General features: G+C 62.9%; 16 protein-coding genes and 3 pseudogenes. 8 read left to right on the top strand and 11 right to left on the bottom strand.

The features are described 5' to 3' along the window. Positions 1 to 111 precede the first annotated feature (111 nt). Positions 112 to 232: pseudogene (locus Q4I23_RS09090) on the top strand (integrase core domain-containing protein); the annotation flags it as partial. A gap of 788 nt (positions 233 to 1,020) precedes the next feature. Here Q4I23_RS09090 and Q4I23_RS09085 read toward each other — a convergent pair. Beyond that, positions 1,021 to 2,523 carry a hypothetical protein gene (locus tag Q4I23_RS09085; protein ID WP_498526005.1) on the bottom strand — a complete coding sequence of 501 codons (1,503 nt, stop codon included), beginning with the start codon at positions 2,521 to 2,523 and terminating at the stop codon, positions 1,021 to 1,023. Positions 2,524 to 2,603: 80 nt separating this feature from the next. On the opposite strand from Q4I23_RS09085, the gene Q4I23_RS09080 reads away from it, so the two are divergent. From Q4I23_RS09080 to Q4I23_RS09070, 3 genes are all read left to right on the top strand, one after another. Then, positions 2,604 to 3,650, top strand: a complete 1,047-nt coding sequence (locus tag Q4I23_RS09080) for a hypothetical protein (protein ID WP_498526004.1) — start codon at positions 2,604 to 2,606, stop codon at positions 3,648 to 3,650. Continuing rightward, entirely contained in the window at positions 3,647 to 4,642 is a 996-nt protein-coding gene (locus tag Q4I23_RS09075) for a trypsin-like peptidase domain-containing protein (protein WP_498526003.1), read from the top strand. The genes Q4I23_RS09080 and Q4I23_RS09075 overlap by 4 nt, the downstream gene beginning before the upstream one ends. Before the next feature lie 517 nt (positions 4,643 to 5,159). Then, entirely contained in the window at positions 5,160 to 5,384 is a 225-nt protein-coding gene (locus tag Q4I23_RS09070) for a transposase (protein ID WP_498526002.1), read from the top strand. Here Q4I23_RS09070 and Q4I23_RS09065 read toward each other — a convergent pair. Next, positions 5,351 to 5,581, bottom strand: a pseudogene (locus Q4I23_RS09065) (transposase domain-containing protein); the annotation flags it as partial. The gene Q4I23_RS09070 and the pseudogene Q4I23_RS09065 sit on opposite strands and share 34 nt — an antisense overlap. A gap of 312 nt (positions 5,582 to 5,893) precedes the next feature. Here Q4I23_RS09065 and Q4I23_RS09060 point away from each other — a divergent pair. From Q4I23_RS09060 to Q4I23_RS09050, 3 genes and pseudogenes are all read left to right on the top strand, one after another. Then, on the top strand, positions 5,894 to 6,073 hold the full coding sequence (locus Q4I23_RS09060) for a hypothetical protein (RefSeq protein WP_149166644.1): 180 nt from the start codon (positions 5,894 to 5,896) through the stop codon (positions 6,071 to 6,073). Beyond that, positions 6,054 to 8,138, top strand: coding sequence for a recombinase family protein (locus tag Q4I23_RS09055; RefSeq protein ID WP_498526001.1), 2,085 nt, complete (start codon positions 6,054 to 6,056; stop codon positions 8,136 to 8,138). The genes Q4I23_RS09060 and Q4I23_RS09055 overlap by 20 nt, the downstream gene beginning before the upstream one ends. Positions 8,139 to 8,163: 25 nt before the next feature. Continuing rightward, positions 8,164 to 8,684, top strand: a pseudogene (locus Q4I23_RS09050) (transposase domain-containing protein); the annotation flags it as partial. Between the two features lie 38 nt (positions 8,685 to 8,722). Here the strand turns inward: Q4I23_RS09050 and Q4I23_RS09045 are convergent. Then, the gene (locus Q4I23_RS09045; RefSeq protein WP_498526000.1) at positions 8,723 to 8,866 is read right to left on the bottom strand and encodes a hypothetical protein; all 144 of its coding nucleotides are present in this window, start codon (positions 8,864 to 8,866) and stop codon (positions 8,723 to 8,725) included. Positions 8,867 to 8,923: 57 nt separating this feature from the next. Then, complete coding sequence (locus tag Q4I23_RS09040) at positions 8,924 to 9,295, bottom strand: helix-turn-helix domain-containing protein (protein WP_498525999.1); 372 nt, start codon at positions 9,293 to 9,295, stop codon at positions 8,924 to 8,926. 46 nt (positions 9,296 to 9,341) lie between these two features. Here Q4I23_RS09040 and ybiA point away from each other — a divergent pair, with 46 nt between their 5' ends. Further along, entirely contained in the window at positions 9,342 to 9,827 is a 486-nt protein-coding gene (ybiA, locus tag Q4I23_RS09035; protein WP_498525998.1) for a riboflavin biosynthesis intermediates N-glycosidase, read from the top strand. Here ybiA and Q4I23_RS09030 read toward each other — a convergent pair. The 7 genes from Q4I23_RS09030 to Q4I23_RS09000 form a co-directional block, all read right to left on the bottom strand. Further along, complete coding sequence (locus Q4I23_RS09030; RefSeq protein ID WP_498525997.1) at positions 9,806 to 10,762, bottom strand: PfkB family carbohydrate kinase; 957 nt, start codon at positions 10,760 to 10,762, stop codon at positions 9,806 to 9,808. The two genes, ybiA and Q4I23_RS09030, sit on opposite strands and share 22 nt — an antisense overlap. 20 nt (positions 10,763 to 10,782) lie before the next feature. Next, positions 10,783 to 12,723, bottom strand: a complete 1,941-nt coding sequence (locus Q4I23_RS09025; RefSeq protein WP_498525996.1) for a hypothetical protein — start codon at positions 12,721 to 12,723, stop codon at positions 10,783 to 10,785. Beyond that, positions 12,723 to 13,763 carry a hypothetical protein gene (locus Q4I23_RS09020; protein WP_498525995.1) on the bottom strand — a complete coding sequence of 347 codons (1,041 nt, stop codon included), beginning with the start codon at positions 13,761 to 13,763 and terminating at the stop codon, positions 12,723 to 12,725. The genes Q4I23_RS09025 and Q4I23_RS09020 overlap by 1 nt, the downstream gene beginning before the upstream one ends. Before the next feature lie 52 nt (positions 13,764 to 13,815). Continuing rightward, positions 13,816 to 15,729 carry a hypothetical protein gene (locus Q4I23_RS09015; protein WP_498525994.1) on the bottom strand — a complete coding sequence of 638 codons (1,914 nt, stop codon included), beginning with the start codon at positions 15,727 to 15,729 and terminating at the stop codon, positions 13,816 to 13,818. 6 nt (positions 15,730 to 15,735) lie between these two features. Beyond that, positions 15,736 to 16,890, bottom strand: a complete 1,155-nt coding sequence (locus tag Q4I23_RS09010; protein ID WP_498525993.1) for a phosphoribosyltransferase-like protein — start codon at positions 16,888 to 16,890, stop codon at positions 15,736 to 15,738. 415 nt (positions 16,891 to 17,305) lie between these two features. Beyond that, a complete protein-coding gene (locus tag Q4I23_RS09005) occupies positions 17,306 to 18,625 on the bottom strand; it encodes a Wadjet anti-phage system protein JetD domain-containing protein (RefSeq protein ID WP_498525992.1) in 1,320 nt (439 codons plus the stop codon). Beyond that, positions 18,615 to 22,436: an SbcC/MukB-like Walker B domain-containing protein gene (locus Q4I23_RS09000; RefSeq protein WP_498525991.1), complete on the bottom strand. Its 3,822-nt coding sequence runs from the start codon at positions 22,434 to 22,436 to the stop codon at positions 18,615 to 18,617. Before Q4I23_RS09000 ends, Q4I23_RS09005 begins: the two co-directional genes overlap by 11 nt. Positions 22,437 to 22,440 lie beyond the last annotated feature (4 nt).

Genomic DNA, 22,440 nt, shown 5'->3' with positions numbered 1-22,440 from the left:
ACGCTGGAGGACGAGAACGCCCGCCTGAAGCGTCTGCTGGCGGAGGCGATGCTCGACAACGCGGTGCTCAAGGATCTCGCTGCAAAATAATTGGCCGGCGGTGTGCGTATCGGACAACGGCGCGACGAGTGCCTCAACGAGACGCTGTTCACCTCGCTCATCCATGCCCGTACCGTCCTGGCGGCGTGGCACAGCGATGACAACCACGTCCGACCGCATTCCGGCCTCGGCGCCGCCACACCGATCGAGGTCGCCACGCGGATGTCGCCGAAAGCGGGGCCGGGGCATGCCCCGGTTGCCATCAACGCCCGGTCAGGGCATCACATGAGAGGACTCCCACTCTGAGCGGAGGAAACTTGGGGAACAGGTCAGTCGTGACAGCGCCAGAGGGGATAGCCATACCTCCCCATGCACCATACTGATGCAGCTGGCTTGTATGTGCCCGGCGCGGAGCAAGTTTATGTCAGCGACAATTGTCGCTCAAGCCGGAAGCCCGAGTCGTCCCCCAAGAACGGAAAATGAACGGGAAGTCGTTGCCGTGTTGCATCCGCGTTGCACGGAATTTTTGGCAAGGCTTGTAAGTCGTTGATTCTTCAGTGAATCGGTTTGCAACCCCTTGCAACACAAAACCCCGCCGTTGGGCGGGGTTAAGTGTCGGCTTTGGACATGCATGGGAGTGGAGGCGGGTTGACGGTATTGTATTGCCGTCTCTGCGCGGGAGCGACTATCGCTTATTCTTAAGATAAAATCGGAACATAGCCCTTTATATGAAATGGATTATGCGTCCAACACGCCCGGCGGTGCCGCGGGGACTGAGGTCGGTATGTCGTAGCGCCCCGACGCAGCCGAACTCTTCGTTCTCGCGCGGCAGCTGGCGGGCATCGGCCTGCGGATCGGATGGACGCGGTCGACGGTCTGCGCCGCCTGACCAGATCGTCATCCACTTTCCCGCATAGCTCCCGCATCATTGTCAGCGTCAACAAAGTTGAATGAGTGTCAGGCGCGGACCACTTGTGCAGGTCAGACCGAGCCGGTCCCGGCAAGGACCGAGGCCAGCGTGGCGAGTTCGTCGATGCGACTGAACGGAATCACTCTGAGATTGTCTGTCGCGACGGGAAACCGGGTAACCACGAGATGCTCGACCCGAGGAAGGCCCAGCTCGGCGGTCAGCAGTGCCTCCCGTCCGATCTCTTTGCGGAGCGCCCGCTCGTAGCTCGCCGCGCGCGCTCGATTATAACGCGCGAACAGCTTGGCGTCCGCCTCAAGTCGGCTCAGGTCGATGACGTTGTTCTTGCATTGCACGTTGAAAATTACGCCGTCTCGCGTTGTGACGACATCGAACTCCTTCCGATTCAGGCGCTTGATGCCCGTCAGCTTGAAGCCCTGTCGGGCGAGCGCGTCGGCGACGGTCTGCTCGAAAATGAACCCTGAGCGGATCTGGAAACGGCGGCTCCGATACAGGCAGACGTTTTTCCAGTGATATAGGAAGCGGCTCAGCAGAGTGACCGACGATTGAAGCCGGCCGCCGACTGCTACGAAGGGGGCATAGCTGTTCGTGTTTGCGACATAATCGTCGTCCGTCTGAAGGAAGGAGTGACGCAGCGCCTGAGGCAAAGCTAATTCATCGGCTAGGCTGTCGAACTGCGCCGGCGTGATCTCCACCCAGTAGTCGTCGACGGCAAGTTCCGAGAGCCGTCGTACCATCGCTGCGGCCGACGCGAATGGCGAGGAAGCAAGGTCGAACTCTGCGTAGGCGGTTTCCAGCAACCTTATGTCGTTGCGAAGTTCGGCCGCAGAGAACAGGCGATCCCGTCGAACCGCTTCCAGGGTTGCCGGAAGGATATCGTCGACAGCCGTAGTCATCTCGATTATAGAGGCGCGCTCGGGCTCCAGATACAGGGTATCCAACGCCGGGTAGTCGCGCGAGCCCTGGAAGCCGCGCTGATCGATGAAGAGCGCATGGTCGTCGAATGCCTCGGCCAGCATCGCCTGCTGGTACAGGCCGGTCAGCGCCACGCCATTCAGTTCGACGAGCTGAAGAAACTGATTGAGGGTATCGAGCGGGTGCAGCCGCCTGCTCCCGCGGCAGGCGCGCGGGAGGGTGTAAAGCATCGCAACCAGATGTCGCCGGCGGGATTGGAAGTAACCGATCGCGGTGCCGACCGTCAGGAACCCCGCCGCTGCGGCAATGCCATGAAGCGCGAAGGAGTGACCGATCGCTGCAGACTGCAACAGTAAGGTCGTAAAGCGGGCAGCAAAGGCCTCGCCGTAACGATAGGCGATAAAGTGGCGGACCGCTCTGAACCGGCGCGGTCGGGATTGGATCGCGTTGACGGGTAGTGCAATGAGAGATGCCTCGAGCTCTCGGTCGTCGAGCCCGAACAGAGCGAGATTGATAAACTCCTCGACGGCCCGCAACGTCTCCAGCCACGCTTGCACGGCGGCCGTCGGTTCGAAAGGCGCGAGCGCGGCGTGCAGGCCGCCGCTATGCATCTCAATCTGGTCGCGTAGCAAAGCGCGCATTGCGTCACCCCGTAGCAATTGGACCTCTTGCTATTTTGGGAGTCATCTGTCCTATCTGGTGTTTGGGGGTGTGTTTGAGAATGGGCGAGCCGAAAGCATTCGATCTGCTTGCCGAGTTCGGGAAGTACGGGCTCGATCGCAAACTCGCGCTAAATGACCCGGCGACCCAGGTGGCATTCGGCGCGCATGTGGCACAGGCCGTGGACCGGGCACTGGCGGACCCGAGTCTCCTGCACGGCCTGAGGGCAGAGGCTATGTTCGAGGCCCTGCTTGCCAGCCTGGGCGAGTTCACGCTCCTGAAGCCGGAGGACGGGGGCCGTGTCTTCCCCCCCGATCGCTTCCGCGTCCCGGACTTTCGAGTGGTGTTGCCGGGTGGTGAGCAGTGGCTGATCGAGGTAAAAAACATCTACATCGACGATCCTTTGCGCCAACGGCGGAAAGTCATGGGCAAAGCCTATCGTGAGGGGTTGGAGGCCTATGCGGCCGCAACCGGCGCCGAGCTCAAGTTGGCGGTGTTCTGGGCGAGGTGGTCCATGTGGACGCTGGTTACGCCTTCAAGGTTCGTCAATGCCCGAGGCGATGTCGTTCTGGACATGCTGGTAGCCGCCCGTGCCAATGAACTGGGCGCTCTCGGAGACAGAACGATCGGAACACGGCCGCCGCTGAAGTTGCGGCTGGTCATGAGTCCCGCGCGCACGAGCCTCATCGCCGCAGACGGGTTCGTCGAAGGCGTGATTGAGCGGGCCGTCCTCTACTCGGGCGAGAAGGAAATCACCGACCCAACCGAACAGCAGATCGCTTGGATTTTCGTCCAACACGGCGAGTGGACTGGAGGTGAGGCGGTACCTGTGGTCGAGTCTGGGCGCTTGCTGGCAATCGAGTTCAGCTGGGAGCCAGAAGAGCAGATTAACGAAGGCTTCGAGATGATCGGCACTTTGAGCCGGATGTTTTCACGCCATTTTGCGGAAGCGACGCTTTCCGAGGGTCACGTCGTGCAACTGCGGGCGCCGCTCAGGCCGGGATGGTTCGAGCCGCTGATCAGCCCAAGCTACGTGAACGACGCCCTGCCGCTTTGGCGGTTTCACCTCCTTCCGAGCTATGCGCAAGCGGGAGGGGCGGAGAAGTGAGTTTCCCGATCGAGCCCGAACCTAGTGCGGTCGACGACCGCGGGCTTTTCGTTGTGCAGGATCCGGAACTTCGCGCCCGGGTGCTGCCGTTGTTCAGCTTCGATCCAAACCGGACGGACGACCGGCCGATCGGCCATGGAACGGCGTTCCGCATTGATCTCTGGTCTCGCTGTCTGACCGCGTTTCACGTCCTGGAGGACCTCTTTGAGGGCAATGAGGCCAGCACCGGCGCCGTGCTTCGGCCTGACCTGCGCCTAGCGGCGCTTGAGGTGGATGGTCTCGGTTTCGGCCAAGTGCGGCGGCGCCCTGACGCATGGCGCCCACTGGCGGGCTCCTACGCTCTTGTCGGTGTTGAAACGCCGTTGTTCTCGGCGCCTCGGCTGCGGAACCTGATGGAGTTGGTGGTGCTTCGGATCAGGCTCGCGCGTCCCGGTGCCGATGGAACCCCGTTCCTACCGCTCGACCTGCGGCGCTGGAGGCCGCAATCCGGCGAACGCGTGCTCGCGCTCGGGTATCCAGACCTGGACTCCGAACCAAGCGGCGATGATCGTCCGATCTCCCAGTACCTGCACGGATCGATCGGCGAGATCATCGATGTCGTGCCCGCCGATGGAAACCGCGGCCGACCATGGCCGGTGATCCGGGTGGCAGCCGACTGGCCCGGAGGGATGAGCGGCGGTCCCGTGTTTAACGAGGCGGGCCACGTCGTTGGCGTGGTCAGCAGCGGGATCGTGGGCGGGGTGGGTACGGCAACGTATTTCTCGGGCTGGAACATGCCCGAGCGGATCATGGGCTCGCTCGACCCGGACAATCCTGGTCGCTTTTTCTGCGTTGGCGTGTTCGACCAAGCGGGGGCGCTGGTCTATGCCGGACAGGATGTGGCCGAGGCGCAGCGGGCGGCGGAGGCGCGTAGAATGAGTGACATCGCTATGGTGTCGATCGAGCCTCGTACAGGTGAGTATGTCCGTGTCGCCAACGTTCGGGAGCGTTGATCGTGGCGCGGATGGGTGCGCTCTAGGGCTTGGATTTGCGACTTCTTATCAACCGACAGCACCAGCGCGTGCTGCGACAGGTCCATGAAGAGGCAGACCACGTCCATCTTCTCGGCGAACTTGTAATCGCAGGAAGACTTGAAGGTGCGGACCCGATGCGGCTTGGGGCCGTGGGCGCGCCAGATGCGGCGCACGCTGGTCCACTGGCTGCTGCCATCGTGAGGCTGCTCCAGTGCGTCGCTTCGCCGGGCGGCTTATTGAGCGTCATCTCCAGCGCGCGCTCGATCAGCTCCGGCGCCAAGGGCGGGATGCGGGGCGGGTGCGTCTTGTCGCGCAGCAGCCCGTCCACGCACTGCTCCTGAACCAGGCACTGCCGGTGGTGCACGGTCGGCAGCGACACGCCGATTTCCCGCGCGATGGATACGCCTCCGGTGAGCGCCGCCTTGGCAAAGTAGGGGCTGGCGTCTGAGGTTTGCGTGGCGCGTCATCGCGCGGACGCAAACGAGTTGCAAACGTCATGGCTTATCAGCGGGTCGAGGTTCTGACGGGAACGGAGCGGCGGCGGAATTACACGCCGGCGGAAAAGGTCCGGATGGTCGAGGAGGCGTTCCGCCCCGGCGTGGTGGTGACGGAAGTGGCCCGCCGGCTGGGCGTGCACGAAAGCCTGCTGTACCGCTGGCGGGGGCTGATGAAGGGTAAGCGGTGTTTTCAGGCCACGGCGGTTTCCGCCTGCCGGGCATAGGCCCAGGGCAGCAGCTCATCGAGCTTGGTGATCGGATGTCCGCCGGCGAGTTTGGTCAGCACGTCGGCGAACCAAACCTGCGGGTCGACGCCGTTGAGCTTGCAGGTCTCCACCAGCGACGCGATCGTCGCCCAGTGCTCGCCGCCGCCGTCGTTGCCGGCGAACAGGGCATTCTTGCGCGTGAGGGCCATCGCCCGTCCATTGTGCCCATGCCGGGCAGGATGTTGACGTCCATTACCGCTGGCATCCGCTGTATGGCCGTCGCGTACGGGTGATGTGGAGCGAGGCGCGCGCCATCGGCCATCAGGTTTTCGTCGAGGCGGCGCCCGGCATCATCACGGTGTTGCCGGAATGGATGCTGGACCCTGTCATCTGCGCCGGCATGGTACTCGGTACGCCGCGGGTCGCGGTGGAAGCGCTCATCAACCTTCAGCGTCAGCTGAGCGACGGCGGATTCAGGCGAAGCTCTCCAGGCGATGCGATCATCGTCCCGGAGGAGCGACATGAAAATGCCGTCAGCATCAACACGACGGGCCAAGACCCGGCGTCAGTTCAGCATGGCCTTCGACACCGCAAGGCTGCGGACGATCAGCCCGGCCGACCGCGCCGCGGCGGTGGTGCAACTGGCCCTTCTCCTGATGGAAGCCGCAGGTGCCGGAACCGGGGAGCATGACGATGGCGAACACTGATCTCCTGCCGCCGTCGGTGCTCAAGCGCAAGGCCGTGGTCTACGTCCGCCAGTCCTCCCCGGCGCAGGTCCAGACCAACCTGGAGAGCAAACGCCGGCAGTACGAACTCGTCGACGCGGCCAAGCGCCGTGGGTTCCGCCGGGTCGAGGTGATCGACGACGATCTCGGGCGCTCCGCCAGCGGCACCATGGCGCGGCCCGGGTTCGAGCGGCTGGTGGCGTCGCTCTGTGCCGGCGAGATCGGCGCCGTGCTGTGCCTCGACGCCTCCCGGCTCGCCCGCAACGGCCGGGACTGGCACCCCCTGCTTGAACTCTGCGGGCTCGTCGAGGCCAGGGTCATCGACCTCGACGGCATCTACGATCCGGGGCGGCCGAACGATCGGCTGCTGCTGGGCATGAAGGGCAGCATGAGCGAGTTCGAGTTGGGAGTGCTGCGGACCCGGATGCTTGATGCCGCCCGCAGCAAGGCGCGGCGAGGCGAACTGCGCATCAGCGTGCCGATCGGCTACATCTACATCTGGCACCGAGAGGTCGGTCTGGGATTCGATCCGGACCTGCGGGTTCAGGAGGTGATCCGCCTCGTCTTCACCCGCTTCCGGGAGTTGGGCAGCGCGCGCCAGGTCCTGCTGTCGCTGGCAGCGGAAGGAGTCTGTTTCCCGCGGCCGTCTGACGGCAAGAGACTGATCAGCTTCGACTGGACGCCGATCCGCTACCGCAATGTCATCAGTGTGCTCAAGAACCCCTTCTATGCCGGCGCCTACGTCTACGGGAAGAGCGAGAAGCGCACCGAAATCGTCGAAGGGCGGGCGCGGAAGAGCTATGGCCACGGCAAGCCGCTTGAAGAGTGGGAGGTTCTGCTGAAGGATCACCACGAGGCCTACGTGGACTGGGACGAGTTCGAGCGCAACCAGACGCTGCTCGCCGCCAACGCCTACGGCCGGGTCGGCGGCGCGAAGTCGGGGCGCGGCGGGCGCGCCTTGCTGGTCGGCGTCCTGAGCTGTGCGCGGTGCGGGCGACGGCTGGCGGTGTCCTACCGTGGCCGCAGCCCGAGCCAGGCCGGCTATCGCTGCGACCGCCCGAACCAGATGCTCGGGCTGCCACGATGCCTTGGGTTCGGAAGTTCCCGGGTGGACGAGGCGGTCGCCGGCGAACTTCTGCGAGCCGTCGAGCCGATGGCGATCGAGGCCGCGCTGGAAGCTGAGCGGAGGCATATGGAGCACCAGACCGAACGACGGCGGATGGCGGAGCTGGATCTTCAGAAGGCGCGCTACGAGGCGACGCTGGCGGAACGGCGCTATGCCGCCTGCGATCCCGACAATCGGCTGATCGCCGCGCAGTTGGAAAAGAACTGGGAGGCGGCGCTTCAGCGTGTCGAGGCGTGCGAAGCGCGGGTCGCGTCCGTGTCGGCTCCCGTTCCGGCTCCCACGGCGCCGGACTTCGCCGGGCTGGCGGACGACCTGCAGGCCGCCTGGAACGCGCCGGGGGTGACCACCAGGGCGCGTCAACGGCTGCTGCGGACATTGATCGTCAACATCATCGCCGACGTCGACGAGGCGGCGCGCGAGGTCATCCTCACCATCCATTGGCGCGGGGGCCAGCACTCGCAGCTGCGTCTCACCAAGCCGCAAACCGGGGAGCACGGTTGCCGGACGCCGGAGGAAGCGATGGCGGTGATCCGCAGCATGGCGACGCGCTGGTCGGATGTGGACATCGCTGCGCAGCTGAACCGGATGGGCATGCGCACCGGGCAGGGGAAATCCTGGACCGGGCATCGTGTCAGCTCGTTGCGCCGGGTCCATGGCATCCGCGCCTACCGGTCGGCCGAGAAGGATGGCGAATGGCTGACCCAGTACGAGGCCGCCGCGGCGCTCGGCATCTCGTGCCACCGACTTCGGCACCTTATGGATGCCGGGCTGATCGTCGCCGAGCAGGTCGTGCCCGGCGCTCCCTACCAGATCCGCGCCTACGACCTTCAGGATCAGCGTATCCTTGCCGCGGTTGGACGCAAAGGCGAGCCGTGCTGCCTCGGTTCCAAGGACCAACTTTCAATGTTTCCAGAAACTTGAAGAAGAGGGGCACAATGAACACACCATCGCCTTGAGTCGTAAAAACAGCCTGTTCGCCGGTTCCGAAGGCGGCGGCCACCGCTGGGCGGTGATCGCCTCGCTGGTAGAAACCTGCAAGCTCAACGGTGTCGAGCCGTTCGCCTACCTGCGCGACATCTTGGAGCGCATGGTGAACGGCTATCCCGCCAGCCGTGTCGCCGACCTGCTCCCGTGGAACTGGAAGCCGGCCGTCAACGCCTGATCCGGTGCGATCACGCTCCGCTTACGGACGGCTTCACCCGCTTCCTCGGCGATGGCCGGCTGTGTCTCACGAACAACGCCGCCGAACGCGGCCTGCGCGGGATCGCCCTCGGGAGGAAAGCGTGGCTGTTCTGCGGCTCCGATCGCGGCGGCCAGCGGGCGGCGATCATGTATGGCCTGCTCACCACTGCCAAGCTCAACGATGTCGATCCCCAGGCGTGGCTCGCCGACGTGTTGGCCCGCATCGCCGACATGCCGCAGAACCGCCTGCCCGAACTGCTGCCCTGGAATTGGAAGCCAGCCTGACCGCGGAACTCACCGGATGCTTACCGCGATGGAGCCGTTCAGGCGCGTGCCGTTGCGCAGCAGCGCATCTGGGCGCGCGGCACCAGTTTCTGCGGCGTGTCGCCGCTGCGAATGAGGCTCTCCAACTGATTCGGGGCGGCCGGAGCCAGCTTCAGGTCAAGGGCCCACTGCGAAACATCCATGTTGCGCAGCCTGCCGCAATCCCTTGTAGAACGTAACTGCCAGTTTGGCGCAGACCACTAGGTGCTTTTGGGCGGCTCGCCCTTGCGTGCGTTCTGTAAGTCGGAGATCACATTTAGCAGCTTCGCAATTGTCTTGGCGCCCTCCGGAGTTTCATCCCAGATTCGGCGCATGCTTGACTGAACAGCTGCCCACTCCGGCACCACACCCCTTATATCAGGCTCGAGGTGGGGCACGCTAACCCCGAGTGCCTCGCAAATTTGCACGACGTTATGGCTAAACGTTTTGAACTGGCCGGAGCAAATCCGGCCGACTTGGCTCGGGTGGACGTTCGAGATTCGCCCGATTTGCGCCCACGACAGTCCCTTTTGAGCCTTAGCCTCAGCGATCCTCGCTTGAAGGTCGCTTAACTGCTTGCTTGTTGGTTTCATGCAAATTAGCATGCACGTAGACGATCAAATTTGCAAGGAGCCCTCAATGAGCGAGATCCGCTTCTATCGGGCGAGCGAAAAGCCCTACGGCGCGTTCAGCAACCTCTATCGGCGCGATATAACGTTCGAGGGCGAAGTGTTTGCGACTAGCGAGCACGCTTACCAAGCGGGCAAGGCACGCAAGCCAGCGGTGAAAAAGTGGCTCATGGATGCCCCGTCGCCGGCACTGCTCGCCATGGCGGCTCACGGCCTGTACTACTGGGACGTAGCTCCGGGCTGGTCGACGACGAAATTCGACCGGATGAGGGCAGTGCTGCGCGCCAAATTCACCCAGCACGAGGATCTGCGCGAACTGCTTCTCTCGACCGGCGATGCTAGACTTGTGGAGAGTGCGACGGTGGACAACGAGGTCAACCGCCTATGGGGCGAGGTTAATGGAGTCGGCCGCAACATGCTTGGTGTGCTGCTGATGGAACTCCGTACCGAGTTGCGCGCAGAAGCCGGCGAGGCTTATCTCGTTGCTGCCGAGTAGGAGGCTCCGCCTCCTTCTCGCAAAACCTTGCGGACATAGTCCGCTCCTTGGTGCTTGAAGAGCCCGCGAGCGCCAGCATAGGCGCAGTTCTCCGCCGCGAGCCGCTGGCCTGCGACCACGCCGTCCAGCAGATCCGCCACCTTCAACTCCGTGCGCTCGAACTGTTTGGTCAGCAACCAGTCGATAATCCCAACGCTGACCATGTCTCCCGACCCGCAGGTGTCTAGGACGCTCGGCGCCTCAACCGCTTTGCACCAGACCGTATCGTCTGCACCGCGGACCTCAAGGCCAGCGGCACCATAGGTAACGATCCGCACGCACTCGGTATGCAACTCCGACAGGCGGTGGCCAAGTCGGTCCTCCGAGTACTTAAGGATCGAGCACATGCGGAGTGCTTGGACGAAGAGGTAGTCTTCCTCGATTTTAGACGGCTCGAAGAAGATGATGGCCCCAGCGGAGTTCGCCATCCTCATGGCCTCCAGGATACTATCGGACAGGCGGTCAACATATAGGACACTGCAACTGGTCAGCACTGGGAGCGCAGATGCGAGCTCCGCCTTCCCGATGGGATGATAGCGGGGAAATTCCTCCTTGGTCTCGGGGCAGATGAAGCTGAAGCCATGCTGTCCCGACGCCGTATCGAGCTCCTGCGCGAGCACCGGTGAGCGCAGGTCCGGTCGTCGATGGATGAATCTCACGACCGCCCCGGCTTGGTTGAACTCGTCAACGAGCTTCTCGCCCTCGTCGTCGTCCCCGAGCGCAAGCACGGGAGCGACGTTGCGCTCGAGCATAGCCAGTGAGACCAGCACGTTTCCGCACGAGCCGCCAAGCGCCTCGTCGGTCAGGTCCCCGTCTGCATATACACGGTCCAGGACCGTGAAGCCCGTACCTACTACATCGACATGCCAGTCGTGGAAGCGGTTTGAAGCACCCATGTTCACCCTCCCCCAGTTTATCAGAGGCTGTCGATTGCGAGCGATGCTACATCAAGGCGAATTCGCCCATCGGTAGATGGTACTAGAGCCCGAAGTAACTTGAGAAGGGCTTCCGGGCCGGTCGGGCTGGCTCCGAACAGCGACCAGCATCCGTCTGGCGCAGCGCAGACATCGCCGACGCTAATTCCGAACGGATGGGCCAGGAAGGCGTGATCATTGCCGGTCTTTGATCCGCTGTCGCCAAAGCAGAGGACCTCGCTCCCCGGCTTCATGGTGGCCTTCATGGCCTCCACGACCACAAGTTTGCTCGATGTCGCTGGTACAATGTCATAGCTGTGGCCAGAGCCCATGACGCGGACCCGCCCAGCCGCCAGCGCGGGACAAGCGGCGAGGTCGAGCGCGAAGCGGTAAGGATGCCGAAGTGCGTCCATATTAACGGTGATCTGGACATCCCGTACCTCGAACTCCGGATGAAGGAAGAGGTCTTCCCGACCGCGCAGCCAAGCGACTGCTTCCTGAATGGCAGGGTCGGGCTGCGCGGGTTCCTCCTTAATGTTCACGTCAGCGGTCCTGAGGCGTCCGCCGTTGTAGTATCCGACGAGAATGGACTTCGTTATATCGGGGGGGAGGAGTCTGCGTAACTCCTCCCCGACCGAACCTCCACGCCCTGTAGCAACGCCAATCGCAAGTCCAGCGCGATGCAACCGAATCAATTCGTCAACAATGGTGGCGTTCGGTGGCCCGTAGCGTTCGCTTGTTGATACGATCGTGCCGTCGTAGTCGAAGACCGCGCCGCCAATGTCGGCATTCGATAGCATCTTCAGACGGCTCTGCCCAATTGAGACGAGCGGATCGCTTTCCGTGTCCATCATGTCCGACCGAGCCATGGCAGCACGCTTGTGGCGCACATTGAACGGCATACGTGCCGCCGTGTCGGCTAGCGACCGATCCTCGTAGATTGACCGTCCAAACTCGCCGATCCCTGGCTTGCCGGGGTCGACCCCGAAGATCGTGCCAAGGGCTTCGATTACGTTGAGCCCGTCGAGCAGCGAAAGCGCGCTCTCCAGTCGGCCGCAAGATCCGTGGTCGATGGAGAGACGGCGAATGGACGGCGGCAGCATGGCGTCAATCGCGGACCACGTCGATCGCGAGTCGGTCCCGGTGAGTGCGAGGACGAAGGTCTTGTCTGCGCGGTGGTGGAGCCACGTGTGCCGACCGTGAGCTAGGTTACGGAAATCAGTAGTTTGGACCGGGGACAATGATGCTTCCCAAATCGAGGTGTCGAGTAGCACCGAGAGCGGCCTCAACAGTGGGTCTGCCGCCACAATCATCGTGTCACTGCGCCGGACGCGAGCCAGCAGTTCGACGGCTTGTGATCGTGCGATCGTGTCCCGCCCTGAGCCAATCCGTGCAGAGAGGATCCTGAGCAACGCTTCCGTGCCTCTCGGGTCGCGCGACGCGAGGTCACTGGCGACGAGAAGGGCTGTGGTCGAGGCCAAAAGCGAGTGGGTGGCGAGATATCCGTCCTTTGGATCTGCGACGGGGACCACGTGGACAGCGCCGCCGCCTCGTCTGACGATCTCCGCGGCGGCGCTGTCCGGGTTGCGCGTCACTAGGTGAAGCCGTGCGCAACGCCGGTCGAGAGCGCCCTGCGCGGCGGCCGTGACGTCAGGATTTTCGCCACCCGCACTGAAGAGCCATACGTCGCTGCCCATTAATCCGTGCATTTCCAGGACGGCCTGCATCGGCGTCTGCACTGACGTAGGACCGAGACCGAGCGTGTCCCGGCAGCGTGAGAAATACTCGGCGGTGATTGCCGATCCCCCGGAGCCAACCGCCAGCGCGTGCCTCTGGGCACCCTGTATTAGGGCTGCTGCGAGCGGCGACGGGTCGTATTCCCCAAAGAGGTCCAGCGTCGCGGGCAGCGCGTCCAGCTTGGCGCTGAAGTTCGGGGTCGTCATTAGGTTCGGCCTGTCTCGTCGTAGCTGCTATAGATAGGGCCGGAGAGGATCAGATGAACAGTCATATCGGACAGGCCACCCGGCAGCGTCGGGCTGTCGACGAAGGAGTAGCTCTCTGTCTCGAGGTACTGCACGGCCATGCCATGCTCAATCGCAGCCATGAGCGCTCCGGCTGCGAGAACCTTGCTGCCGACCGGTGACAGCACCATGCGCGGCTCGTAGGTACCGGCCATGGTCCGGTCGAAACGGACTTTGAGGGTTGAAAGCGTTCGGTAGCAGTCCAATGGATTCTTCTCGGACGCGTATACAACGTCGCGCGGATCGACTGCCCACTCGTCGACCAAAGCAGTCTGATATTCGGACAGCAGGTCGTCGGCGCGCCGGGGATTGCGCGAGGGAAATGGCAGGAGCGGACAGATTTTGTAGCATCTGCCGATTACGACTCCGATCTGGGTAAGCGCCGGCATCCGCCCGCACGCCAGCTGTGGAATCCATATCTGTGCCAGTTCTCGCTCGCCGTCAGCCTCCGGAGGCGGAGAAAACCCTTTAACCGGACTCGGACGGCTCCAAGAGACGCCTGAGATCCTGTCGTCCAGTTCGGGGTTGGAAACGATCATAAGATGGAAGGCGCGATTGGCCGCGGTCTCGCAATCCTCGAGCAGCATCCTGGCTGCTGGAAAGCCGACACCGATGGAAAGCGCGCTTAGATCAAGGATGACGTCTGTCACGTCATTGGAGACAGGGTGTTCGCCAAGAAGCTTGACGATGCGAGCCCCACCGACCGGGGCGCTGTCGTCCGCGAAGATCTCCACCTGAAGAATCTTGCAGTCAGGCACAATGCCCCTGAGTGCGGCTTCGTTCTCATTTGCCCGCGCGAGCAGCGCCGCCGAGGGATTCGGTCGCTCCTCGCGGATGAAGAGAGCCGACAGGCGGTCGCCTAGGGTGGCCGACAGCATCTGGGCGATTCTGCGCGATCGAGGATCGAATCCGGCCGCTGCCACAAGCAGGACGCGCCGTGATTGATCGGCAAAATAGTCCATCACGAAATCATCAACTTCTGTGTCGAAGTTAGTGATGCAGTTCGCCCAGTGACTACGCATCGGAAAGCCCGGCCATCTGACGTAAATACTCAATCTTTTTGGGAAGGAAACCGCCCCGGTTGAAGGTCAGGCCGTAGACGAGACTGACGGTGCCGGTGAGCTCGATCAGCGCCCAAGACTTACTACCCTGCCCGTAGTTCCGTTCGATTGTAATGGCGCCGTTCGCGATCGCGTACTTGAGCACTGTGCCGAGTTCGTCGTCGAACGACAGCGCTTCCATCTCCTCCTCGAGGATACCGATCGCGTTGGCTCCGGCACCGAGCGGCGCGTTGGGGAGAAGCGATTCTGCTTGGCAGTCCCTACCAATTGCATCAACCATCAGCCGAACGCGCTGGGCGTGGAGAAAGGACCAATCGTCCATGATCCCTTTCGCCTTGTCGGTTAGGATCGCCTGCTGATCGCGGGCGGGAAGGGGCAATGAATTGTTACGGATCGCCCTGGTTTCGATGTTGGCGACGAGGGCGCCCGCAAATTGGAGGAAGACTTCGGCGTTCTCGTTGCTCGCGTCGCAGACGCTGTCCACTCCGTAATGAAACGGGCGTCCAAATTCATGGTGAAGATGTAGGCGCGCGCCATGAGCGACATCAGAATCCGCTTTAAGCGGCGTCTTAGGATCCGGATCCATCTCCTCGAACAGAGAAGGCGTGGCGCGAGCGATGCGGACCGCATAGCGGTGAAGCAGGATGCGCTTCATCGCCAAGGCAATTTCGGCTCCACTGTCGTGGGACTTGGTGCGTTTGATAAAGTCATCAACGATATCATCAATTTCCTTCCGCCGCGAAGGGCTGATGCCAAGCTTGTTCTGCTCCCTGGCGACCTTCTCCTCGAGCTGTTTGATCTGGCCAGGGGTCAGCTTCGGCGGCTCGCTTGGAAGCAGCCGGTCGATATCGGTGTTGTTTCGATTGCGCAGCGCCTCGACCATTGGAAGGTAGCGTTTGGCCATGTCACGAGCCATCGTCCTGAACTGACGACGGGCGACTTCCTTTTTCTCATCTCCCTGCATGCGAATATCAACGAAATCCCGGCCGGCAGCGCGATTATGGGTTGGTTGGCTGCCGGGGGACAGCAAGACTGCCCCAGGGCTGAGCGCATCCAGTCGCATCATCATCCAACGGCCGAACTTCATCTCGCGATGCGAGAGCATACCGAACATGGCCTCAAGTTGGTCGTGGTGAAGGGCATGCACGTCATCAAGCATCACGAGCGGATTCAACTCGATTGTTTCTCCCATCCACTCGATGCGGATCCTGCTTATGGCGTCGAAGGGAGCGTAGGGTGCGGTGGCGTCCGCAGGGAGGTCTTCCAACTTTGGCGCCCGTAGGCCGGCCCCCACGGAATAGATGGCGCGCTGCACCGCAATAGCCCGATCACGAATGCCGATGGCCGACAAGCCGCCGATCTGCTCGAGATGAGCCTCGTAGTTGGCCCGGGGGATGAACTCAATCTCCTCGATCTCACGGGTCTTATTGGCTGTCAGGTTCCGGATAAGCCCGAGCATAGCCCGCGCCTGGACCAACCAGAAGGCAAGCTTAGTCTTGACGTTCGGTTCGTAGGGCAGTTCCCAGAATTCGCGGTATTCGGATTCCATCGGAACGCGCACGGCGGCTACATGCGGTTTTCCGTCCCGAAGGAAGCCGGCCTGCTGAAGGGCGGCGGCCAGTGTTCGGTTGGTGGTGTTGGTCTCGTCCTTTAGGATAGTCTCAACCATTTTAAACTCAGCGAGCGTGGCAAGCATTGTCTTGCCGCTACCTGGTGCGCCGATGATGCGCACCGGTACCTCAAACATATCGTCCTTATGCTTGTTGGTCGCGAGAAAGGTGGTGAGCGGCGCGGGACTGACGATGGAGAGGAAAGATTCGTCATCGCGCACATATTCGGTCGCTCGACGGAGGAATGGGTTGGCCATGGTCGGTCAGCCGTGCCGGTCGCGGCGCAAAAACAGTGAGTGCATCTTTGCGCCCTGCTTACCGTCCGTCTCCGCCCAAAGGAGGGGTATGGAGTTGTTTGGGGTGTTGTGTTCAAGGACCAGGGGCAACGCACAGTTCGCGTATCCATACCTCATGTCCGTCTGACCTGCCTCCTTGCAGTGCTTCTCGAGACGCATAAACAGATCATGGTCATAGTATCTGCCGCACAGATCGAAGATCGCCTCATCGGCGGGCATTGTGGGAGCCAACTCCTTAGTTTTTTCGTTAATCGTGCCAATTTTGATACCGGGGGGGAGAAGCATGCCTTCGGTAATGATAGCCCTGCCGTAGCTCTTGTCTTTCAACCTCTCGTCAGCTTCCCTGATGCGGTCGAGCAGCGCGTCGTGCGCTTGGGCAGTCGAGACATAGTGATGAATGTGGAGGGTGTATCCCTTTGCAAGAGGAAACTTTTCTCCGAGGCGCTTTCCGGCGTCCTGCACGATACTCTCGAACTTAGCCAGCTTGCCCTTGGGCTTACCATCTGGGAAGCGGATGAAGGTGGTCCCGGAGGCGGTGAAGTCATCGATCAGATATACGTCGTCGAACAGAGCGTTAGGTCCGAGTTCCTTCTGAAGGTCCTCTGCTAAGCCTTTCCACTTGTCGTCGTCGATGTTCATCATCGGGACCACCTGCTCCTGAGAGAGGCGGCCCGCGTTCGCGCGACGTAGGACGTCGATGCGACTGCCATCGCTGAGGCCAACAAAAAGGCAACGGCGCAAGCGCTCGGTGAATGCCTTCGAGGCTTCGCGCGTCATCCAAACCTCATAGCCCTTGATGCGAAGCTGGGCCGCGACGGAGCGACGAAGATAAGGGGTGACGATCTCAGGGACAAGGGTCTCGATGACCCTTTGCATTTCGAGGCTCGAGACGTATACGAGCCGCGTCTTGACGAACTCGTAAGCCGCTGGACGGTCGGCCTCGTCGAAGTGGCGCAGCCATGACACCAAGCTTTCGAGGAATCTGACGCCCGCGCGAAAGTCGGAATAGCCATCATACTTCATCGATGACATGAGCTGCAACCAAGCGTACTCTTTGGTTGCTACCTCGTTTTCCCACTTCATCACGTGGGCGATGAGATTGAGAGCGAGGGTGTTTTTCATGGGCGCTTCATGCTCTGATCGCTTGTCGTGACCAACACTCGGCTCCCAGACTCTGATTTAGGGTGGTTGCAAAGCCTGAGTCGTCAGTTACCATTTGTTTGTCGCTTTAATCGGACCGCATCCATTGCGCTCCCGAGCCTAACCATCGGGGCGGCTTTATAGCATATCCAATTCGAAAGTTCTAGCGGGAGTGGTGAGGGGTGGAGAGGCGCAGAGGTGAACTATTTGTACGGGGAATGAACTGAGCTCGGAAAGTTCGTTCTGGAATGGGTAGAGTACGCCCGCTGCGGCCGCGCGACGATCCCCGCCAGATCAGCCGGTGACCAGAAGAACTCCTTGGCGCTTACATCACTCCGAGGGACGCGACCCAAAGGCCGCCTCGCTGCAACAACGTCACCAATGTTCGGACCAAGCTTCAGTCGACTGGCTCCGGGTCAACGCGTTCCTGTTCAAGAAACAGACCAGTTTCCAACACAACCCGCGCGATTTCAGCGCCAGCGCCTGAGCGCGCCGCTAGCGTAATAAGCGGTCCCGTTTGTCCGGCACGCCCAAGACACTCTACTCGTGCCCGGTCCATCAGATGCGGGCGGATAAGATGGCTGAGGCTCTGCTCAAGGTATTCGGCGATGCGCGCACCGCCTGCGTCCACATCTCCCCAGTGCCAGAAGTTAACCGGCGCCGGCGCGCACGCCAGAAGACGCCGGAGCAGCGCCAGCACTGCCATGCTGGGAAAACCACCGGTGTAGACCACGCACACGTTATCCTGCCGGACTTCGCGGACGTGACGGTGGAAGGACGTCAGGTTCTCGACCGTCAGCACGCGTGGGGCCACTGCCTCAGGCGCCCAGCGCAGCCCGCACAGCCAGTCGCGTTGCACGGCCACGAAAGGCACTGCCGCCCCCGGCAGGCGGACGTCGCAGCCCGCCACCGATAGATCAATCTCGACCGGACCGGACAGGAATACCGGCGCGGGGAAACGCAATAAGCCGAACCGCTCCAGCACATCTTCGTCGGACATGGAGTCGGAAACCGCCTCGGACAAAGCGCCAGCCATGCCGTCCGCCGCCGGCTCAACCCCACTTCCCTCCCTGACCGCCTCAACGGCCGTTAGATCGCTGCCCACTTCCTCCAGGCCGCCCTGGATCACGGCGCGCAGCATAGGCAGTAGGCCGCCGAGATGACGCTCAACAATCTTGCTGGCATCGTTCGGATGAAGAGGGAACACGCGAGCCGAGAAGGTGCGCGGGTCGACCCCATCCGCCTCGCCGCGCGCTAGGGCAGCGATTATCCGGAAGCGGGCATCAATGTCGTCCTCCTCAGAGACGGCCAAGCCGAAGGCTCTCTCGCCGCGCGCCCAGCGGGCGGCGGCGCGATCGAGCAGAGCCCGCGCCCAAGGCGCCGACGGGAGGAAGGTTTGGATCTGGGCAGCGATACGGACAGCCCGCATTGGCAGTCGCTCGACACCCAGGAAAGCGGCAAGGCGGTCCGGGTCGCCCAGCCGCACCTTGTCAATCAGGTGTGAGCGCTCGTAGCGGCCGGCCACGATTTCGATGGCCCCCGCGGCCTCGGCTCGCTTGAGAGCGCGCAGGAACGCTGTCTCCTGTGCGGCGGTACGCAGGCGGGCATAATCTGGAGCCTCGGATACCGACCGCTCCTCGTTTCGGCGCCGGTCGGCGCGGCGCAGGAGTCGGGCCAGAAGATCAGTCGCCGGATCCGCGCCCCCGTCATTCCGCATCGGCATCCCCTTCCACATCGACCGCAACCTCGGTCTGACCGGTGAAGGTCGCCACCTCGTCGAGAAGCATCACATCGGCGGGGAACGTTACGACGGCCTGCGTGGCCGGAGAATCGGTGGCGGTGCCAGCGGGCGCTTCTCCGTCCGGCACCGTGGCGGCCTCGGCCTCACGCTTGAACGCGTCAAAGCCGATCAGGCGCGGGTTTTCGGCGCGGAAGCGCGCGTGGGCGTAGGGCTTCACGTACTGGACGTCGAGCATGACCGACTTGCCCATGCGCGAGACGGTCACGATCGTCTCCATCAACTGCTCCAGTGTCGGGCGTTCCTTGTCGGGGGCGGCGATGATCGTCTGCAGACCGACGGTATCGTTGAAGGTGAGAACCTCGTCCACGACTGCGGCATCCATCTTGGAGAAGGCTTCATCGAACAGGGCCAAGCCGATGCCGCCGTCGCGGCTCTTGCGGTTCGGGTAGCAGGTGGCTGCCAGAGCGGCGCCGATAGCGACGTAGAACGGGACCTGCAACTGGCCGCCGGACGCCGTGCCGATGCGCTTGGCTAAGTCGGTCTTGACGACCTCCCGGCTGTTCAGCATCTCCAACTGGAACTCAAAGTAACGGCGCGGGTCCTCGATGTCGCTGATGTCCGCGTCCGGATCCACGGCGATGGCCTGAAGCCGGCGCAGCGCTCCGGCCATCTCCGGGTCCAGGCCGTCCTCGTCCTTGGCGCCTGCGGAGCCGAACAGCGGCAGGTCGAACTCCGGATCGGACGACCGGTTGATGAGGGCGATCATGTCTCTGTAGTTCGAAGACTCCTTCTTGCCGAAACGATAGCGCAGCCCATGGAACATGCGTTGGCGGAGGTGCAGGTTGAGCTCTTCGAGCAGGCCATCGATGGCGTCGAAGGCACCGCGCATTTTGCCGACGAAGTCGTTCTTAAACGTTTCGATCGTCTCCAGGCGCGCGGCTTTTGCCTCGTCCCTCTTCTTGCGGAGTTCATTGTCGCGCAGATCGGCGGTTTCATCGGCAATCCAGGTGCCAACCTCGTCGACGATCAAGTCGAAGTCGTCAGAGGTTTCGGCAAGCGCTTCGACCTGGCTCTTCGGAGGCACGAAGTCCGGGCGGTTCAGCCCGTAGACCCCTAGATAGTCGGGCACGGCCATGAGGAAGGCGATCATCGCGCCATCCAGGTTCTTCCGGTTGCGCACCAGCACGTAGTTATCCAGGCGGAGCAACGCCTTGGGCAGCCAGTCCGGCGCGGCCGGGTCCAGGTCGATCTCTGCGGATTCGCTGTCGTTGAGGACGCGTTCCGGGGGCGGTTCGCCGGGATCTCCCTCTGCGAATAGCGCCGCAAGCGGTTCACTCTCCGACGCCGGGAGGAACCGAACGAACTCCGCGACCTTCTCCGGGGCTTCGCCGCGCAGCCGCTGCACGAGGGCCGCGCTTGCCTCGGCGGCCGTTCTAGCAACCTCGACCGCGGCTTCTGCCCGGCCGAGCGCAGGATGTGCCGTCTCCAATTGGGATGCGACTGTCTGCGCGTTGCGCGCCGTCGCCTCAATCTGCGCGCCGAGCCCGGAGATGTCCTCAGTGGCGATTCGCACGCGGTCGGCCTTCAAGGTCTCCAGATCGGTGCCGATCCGCGCGATGGAAGCCAGGGTGGCGTCGATCGCATCGGCGTCGGCGTCGCCGGCCTCGATGACCACGCGGCTGAAAGCGATTTCGACCGACGTCAGCTGGGCGATGGCCGTTGCCTGCGCCTTCCGGTGTGTCTCGGCAGCGGCCAGTTCGGTGCGCAAATCGTCCATGAGTCCGCCGGTGTCGATTCGTCCGAGCAGGAGCGGCGACGGAGCCCGCATTCTCCTGGTTGCCCGCCCGGCCGTGTGCATCAGGTCGGCGGTGATCGCCGTGTCCTCCTGGCGCAACTCCGCCTCGGTGCGGACCATCATGATGCCACCGAGCGCGTAGTCGAGGTACGCCCTGGCGTGCCGGTGCTCGGTGTGGATGACCGTGGCGAGCGACCCCGGCTTCGGCGGGCGCGTCTCATCGGTCTTTGTGGTGTTGATGATGAGGGCGCCATCCACGTCGGCATTCCAGTCGGCATGCCGCAGGACCGCCAGCGCCACTTCGTACTCCACTGGTTCCACGATTAATGCCTCGCGGCGCTCGCCCAGCGCGGCCTCGGCGGCCCGACGCCATGTCTCATCAACCGACGTGACGAGTTCGCACAGCGGCACCGACGCGATCCCCGACTCCGCGAGAAGGCGCATGAGGCGCTGCGTGCGCCCGCTGAGCATACTCTTGCCAGCTTCGACGCGGCGGATGTTCTCGTTCAGCGCATCGATCTGCTGCTCGATGCCGGTCAGGGTGGCGCGCGCTGCTGCCAACCGGCGCTGCACGGCTTCCAGCACGGCGGACATCCGCTCGACCAGCCCATCGCAAATCAAGGCTGCTGCCGCCACGGCCACAGCCGGCACGTCCTGCACCACCAGCGTGCGCACCGATCCGAACCGTTCGGCGAGATCGGCGCTGAATTCCGGAACGAACGGCAGGGCCACGGCCACGGCCTGTATCAGGCGGCGCAGATGTGCAAGGTCGTTGATCTTGCCCGAGCGCTCGACCGTCAGCCGCCCAACCGCCAGGTCGATCTCGGCGAGCGCCTTGGCGACCTCGCTCTGCGCGTGCGCCGCCTTGAGCTGATCGAGCCGGTCCGTGAGCGTCCGGTGCGTCTGCTGCAGATCGGCTACCTCCGTGCGCAGGTCCGCCAAGCGCTTCTCCACCGCAGCGAGAGACCGCACATCCGCCTCGGACTGCTTCACCGCGAGGTGAAGATGACCCTGCAGGCTGACGACACGCCGGCGCGCGTACAACTGTCGGCGACGCTGGATGTCGGCATATTTGTCGTGCAGCCTCTCGGCGTCCCGCAGGCGGTTCTCCAGGGCCTCCACCACCTTCTCGATCTCGGCGTAATGTGCGATCGATTCGCGCATCTTTGCCACCGAGACCGGCTGCTGATCGAGAATGTAGTTGCGCACGAAATCGGTCGGCGACGTGACCGGCTGGAAGGTCAGTGCGTTGCGGAGGTTCTTCAGGAACCGGCTGCGGTCCATACTACCTAATTCCGGGCCGAGGATTTTACAGACCTCCGCCACGAAGAGTTCGGGCCCCTTGCGAACATGCACCGTCAACGCCGGATCCGCATCCAGGCGGGCGCGCACTTCATCCCAGGGCAGCGCGTCCGACCACACCGTTCCGTCCGAATTGATGCCGCCCTCGGCCACGTCGTCGGTGGTCAGGAGGCGTCCCTCGACGATAAAAAGCGCTTCGGTGTCTTCCTTGGCCGATTGCTTGTGCGTGGTCAGGCAGATGCCGATCGTGACCTGGCGCCGTGTGTCGGTGCGCTCGAACCCCATGAGCACGTACGAGATGGCCTGATCGCGCAAAAGCGTGACGCCATCCCCATCTCCGTCGCCATCGTTCTCGCCCTCGCTGTCCACGTCGTCGATGGCGCCGAGACAGTAGTCGCGCACCGTGCGACGCTTTTTGGAGGACTTCGAGATCTCCTCGTTCTGAGCCGAGGCGTTGAGGCGCAGGCGCGACGGGTTGCCTGTGAGCAGCGTGTACATGCCGTCTAGGATGGCCGATTTGCCGGCCCCGTTGTGCCCGAGGAAGGCGGTGCGGCCGCGGACCTCCAGGTCCTCCTTGAAGAAGGCGTACCAGTTCACGAACGCGAGGTGCCGCACCGCGAAGAAGGACGGCAGCGGCAGGGCGTCGTCGAGGCGGCGGGTGTGGTCCGGCGTAATCACGGTGGCGGACATGGAG

The sequence above is a fragment of the Azospirillum sp. UFLA03-27 genome (genome assembly GCF_059803775.1).
Note: the sequence above shows the minus strand (reverse complement) of the source record. Positions and strands in the feature narration are given on the sequence as shown.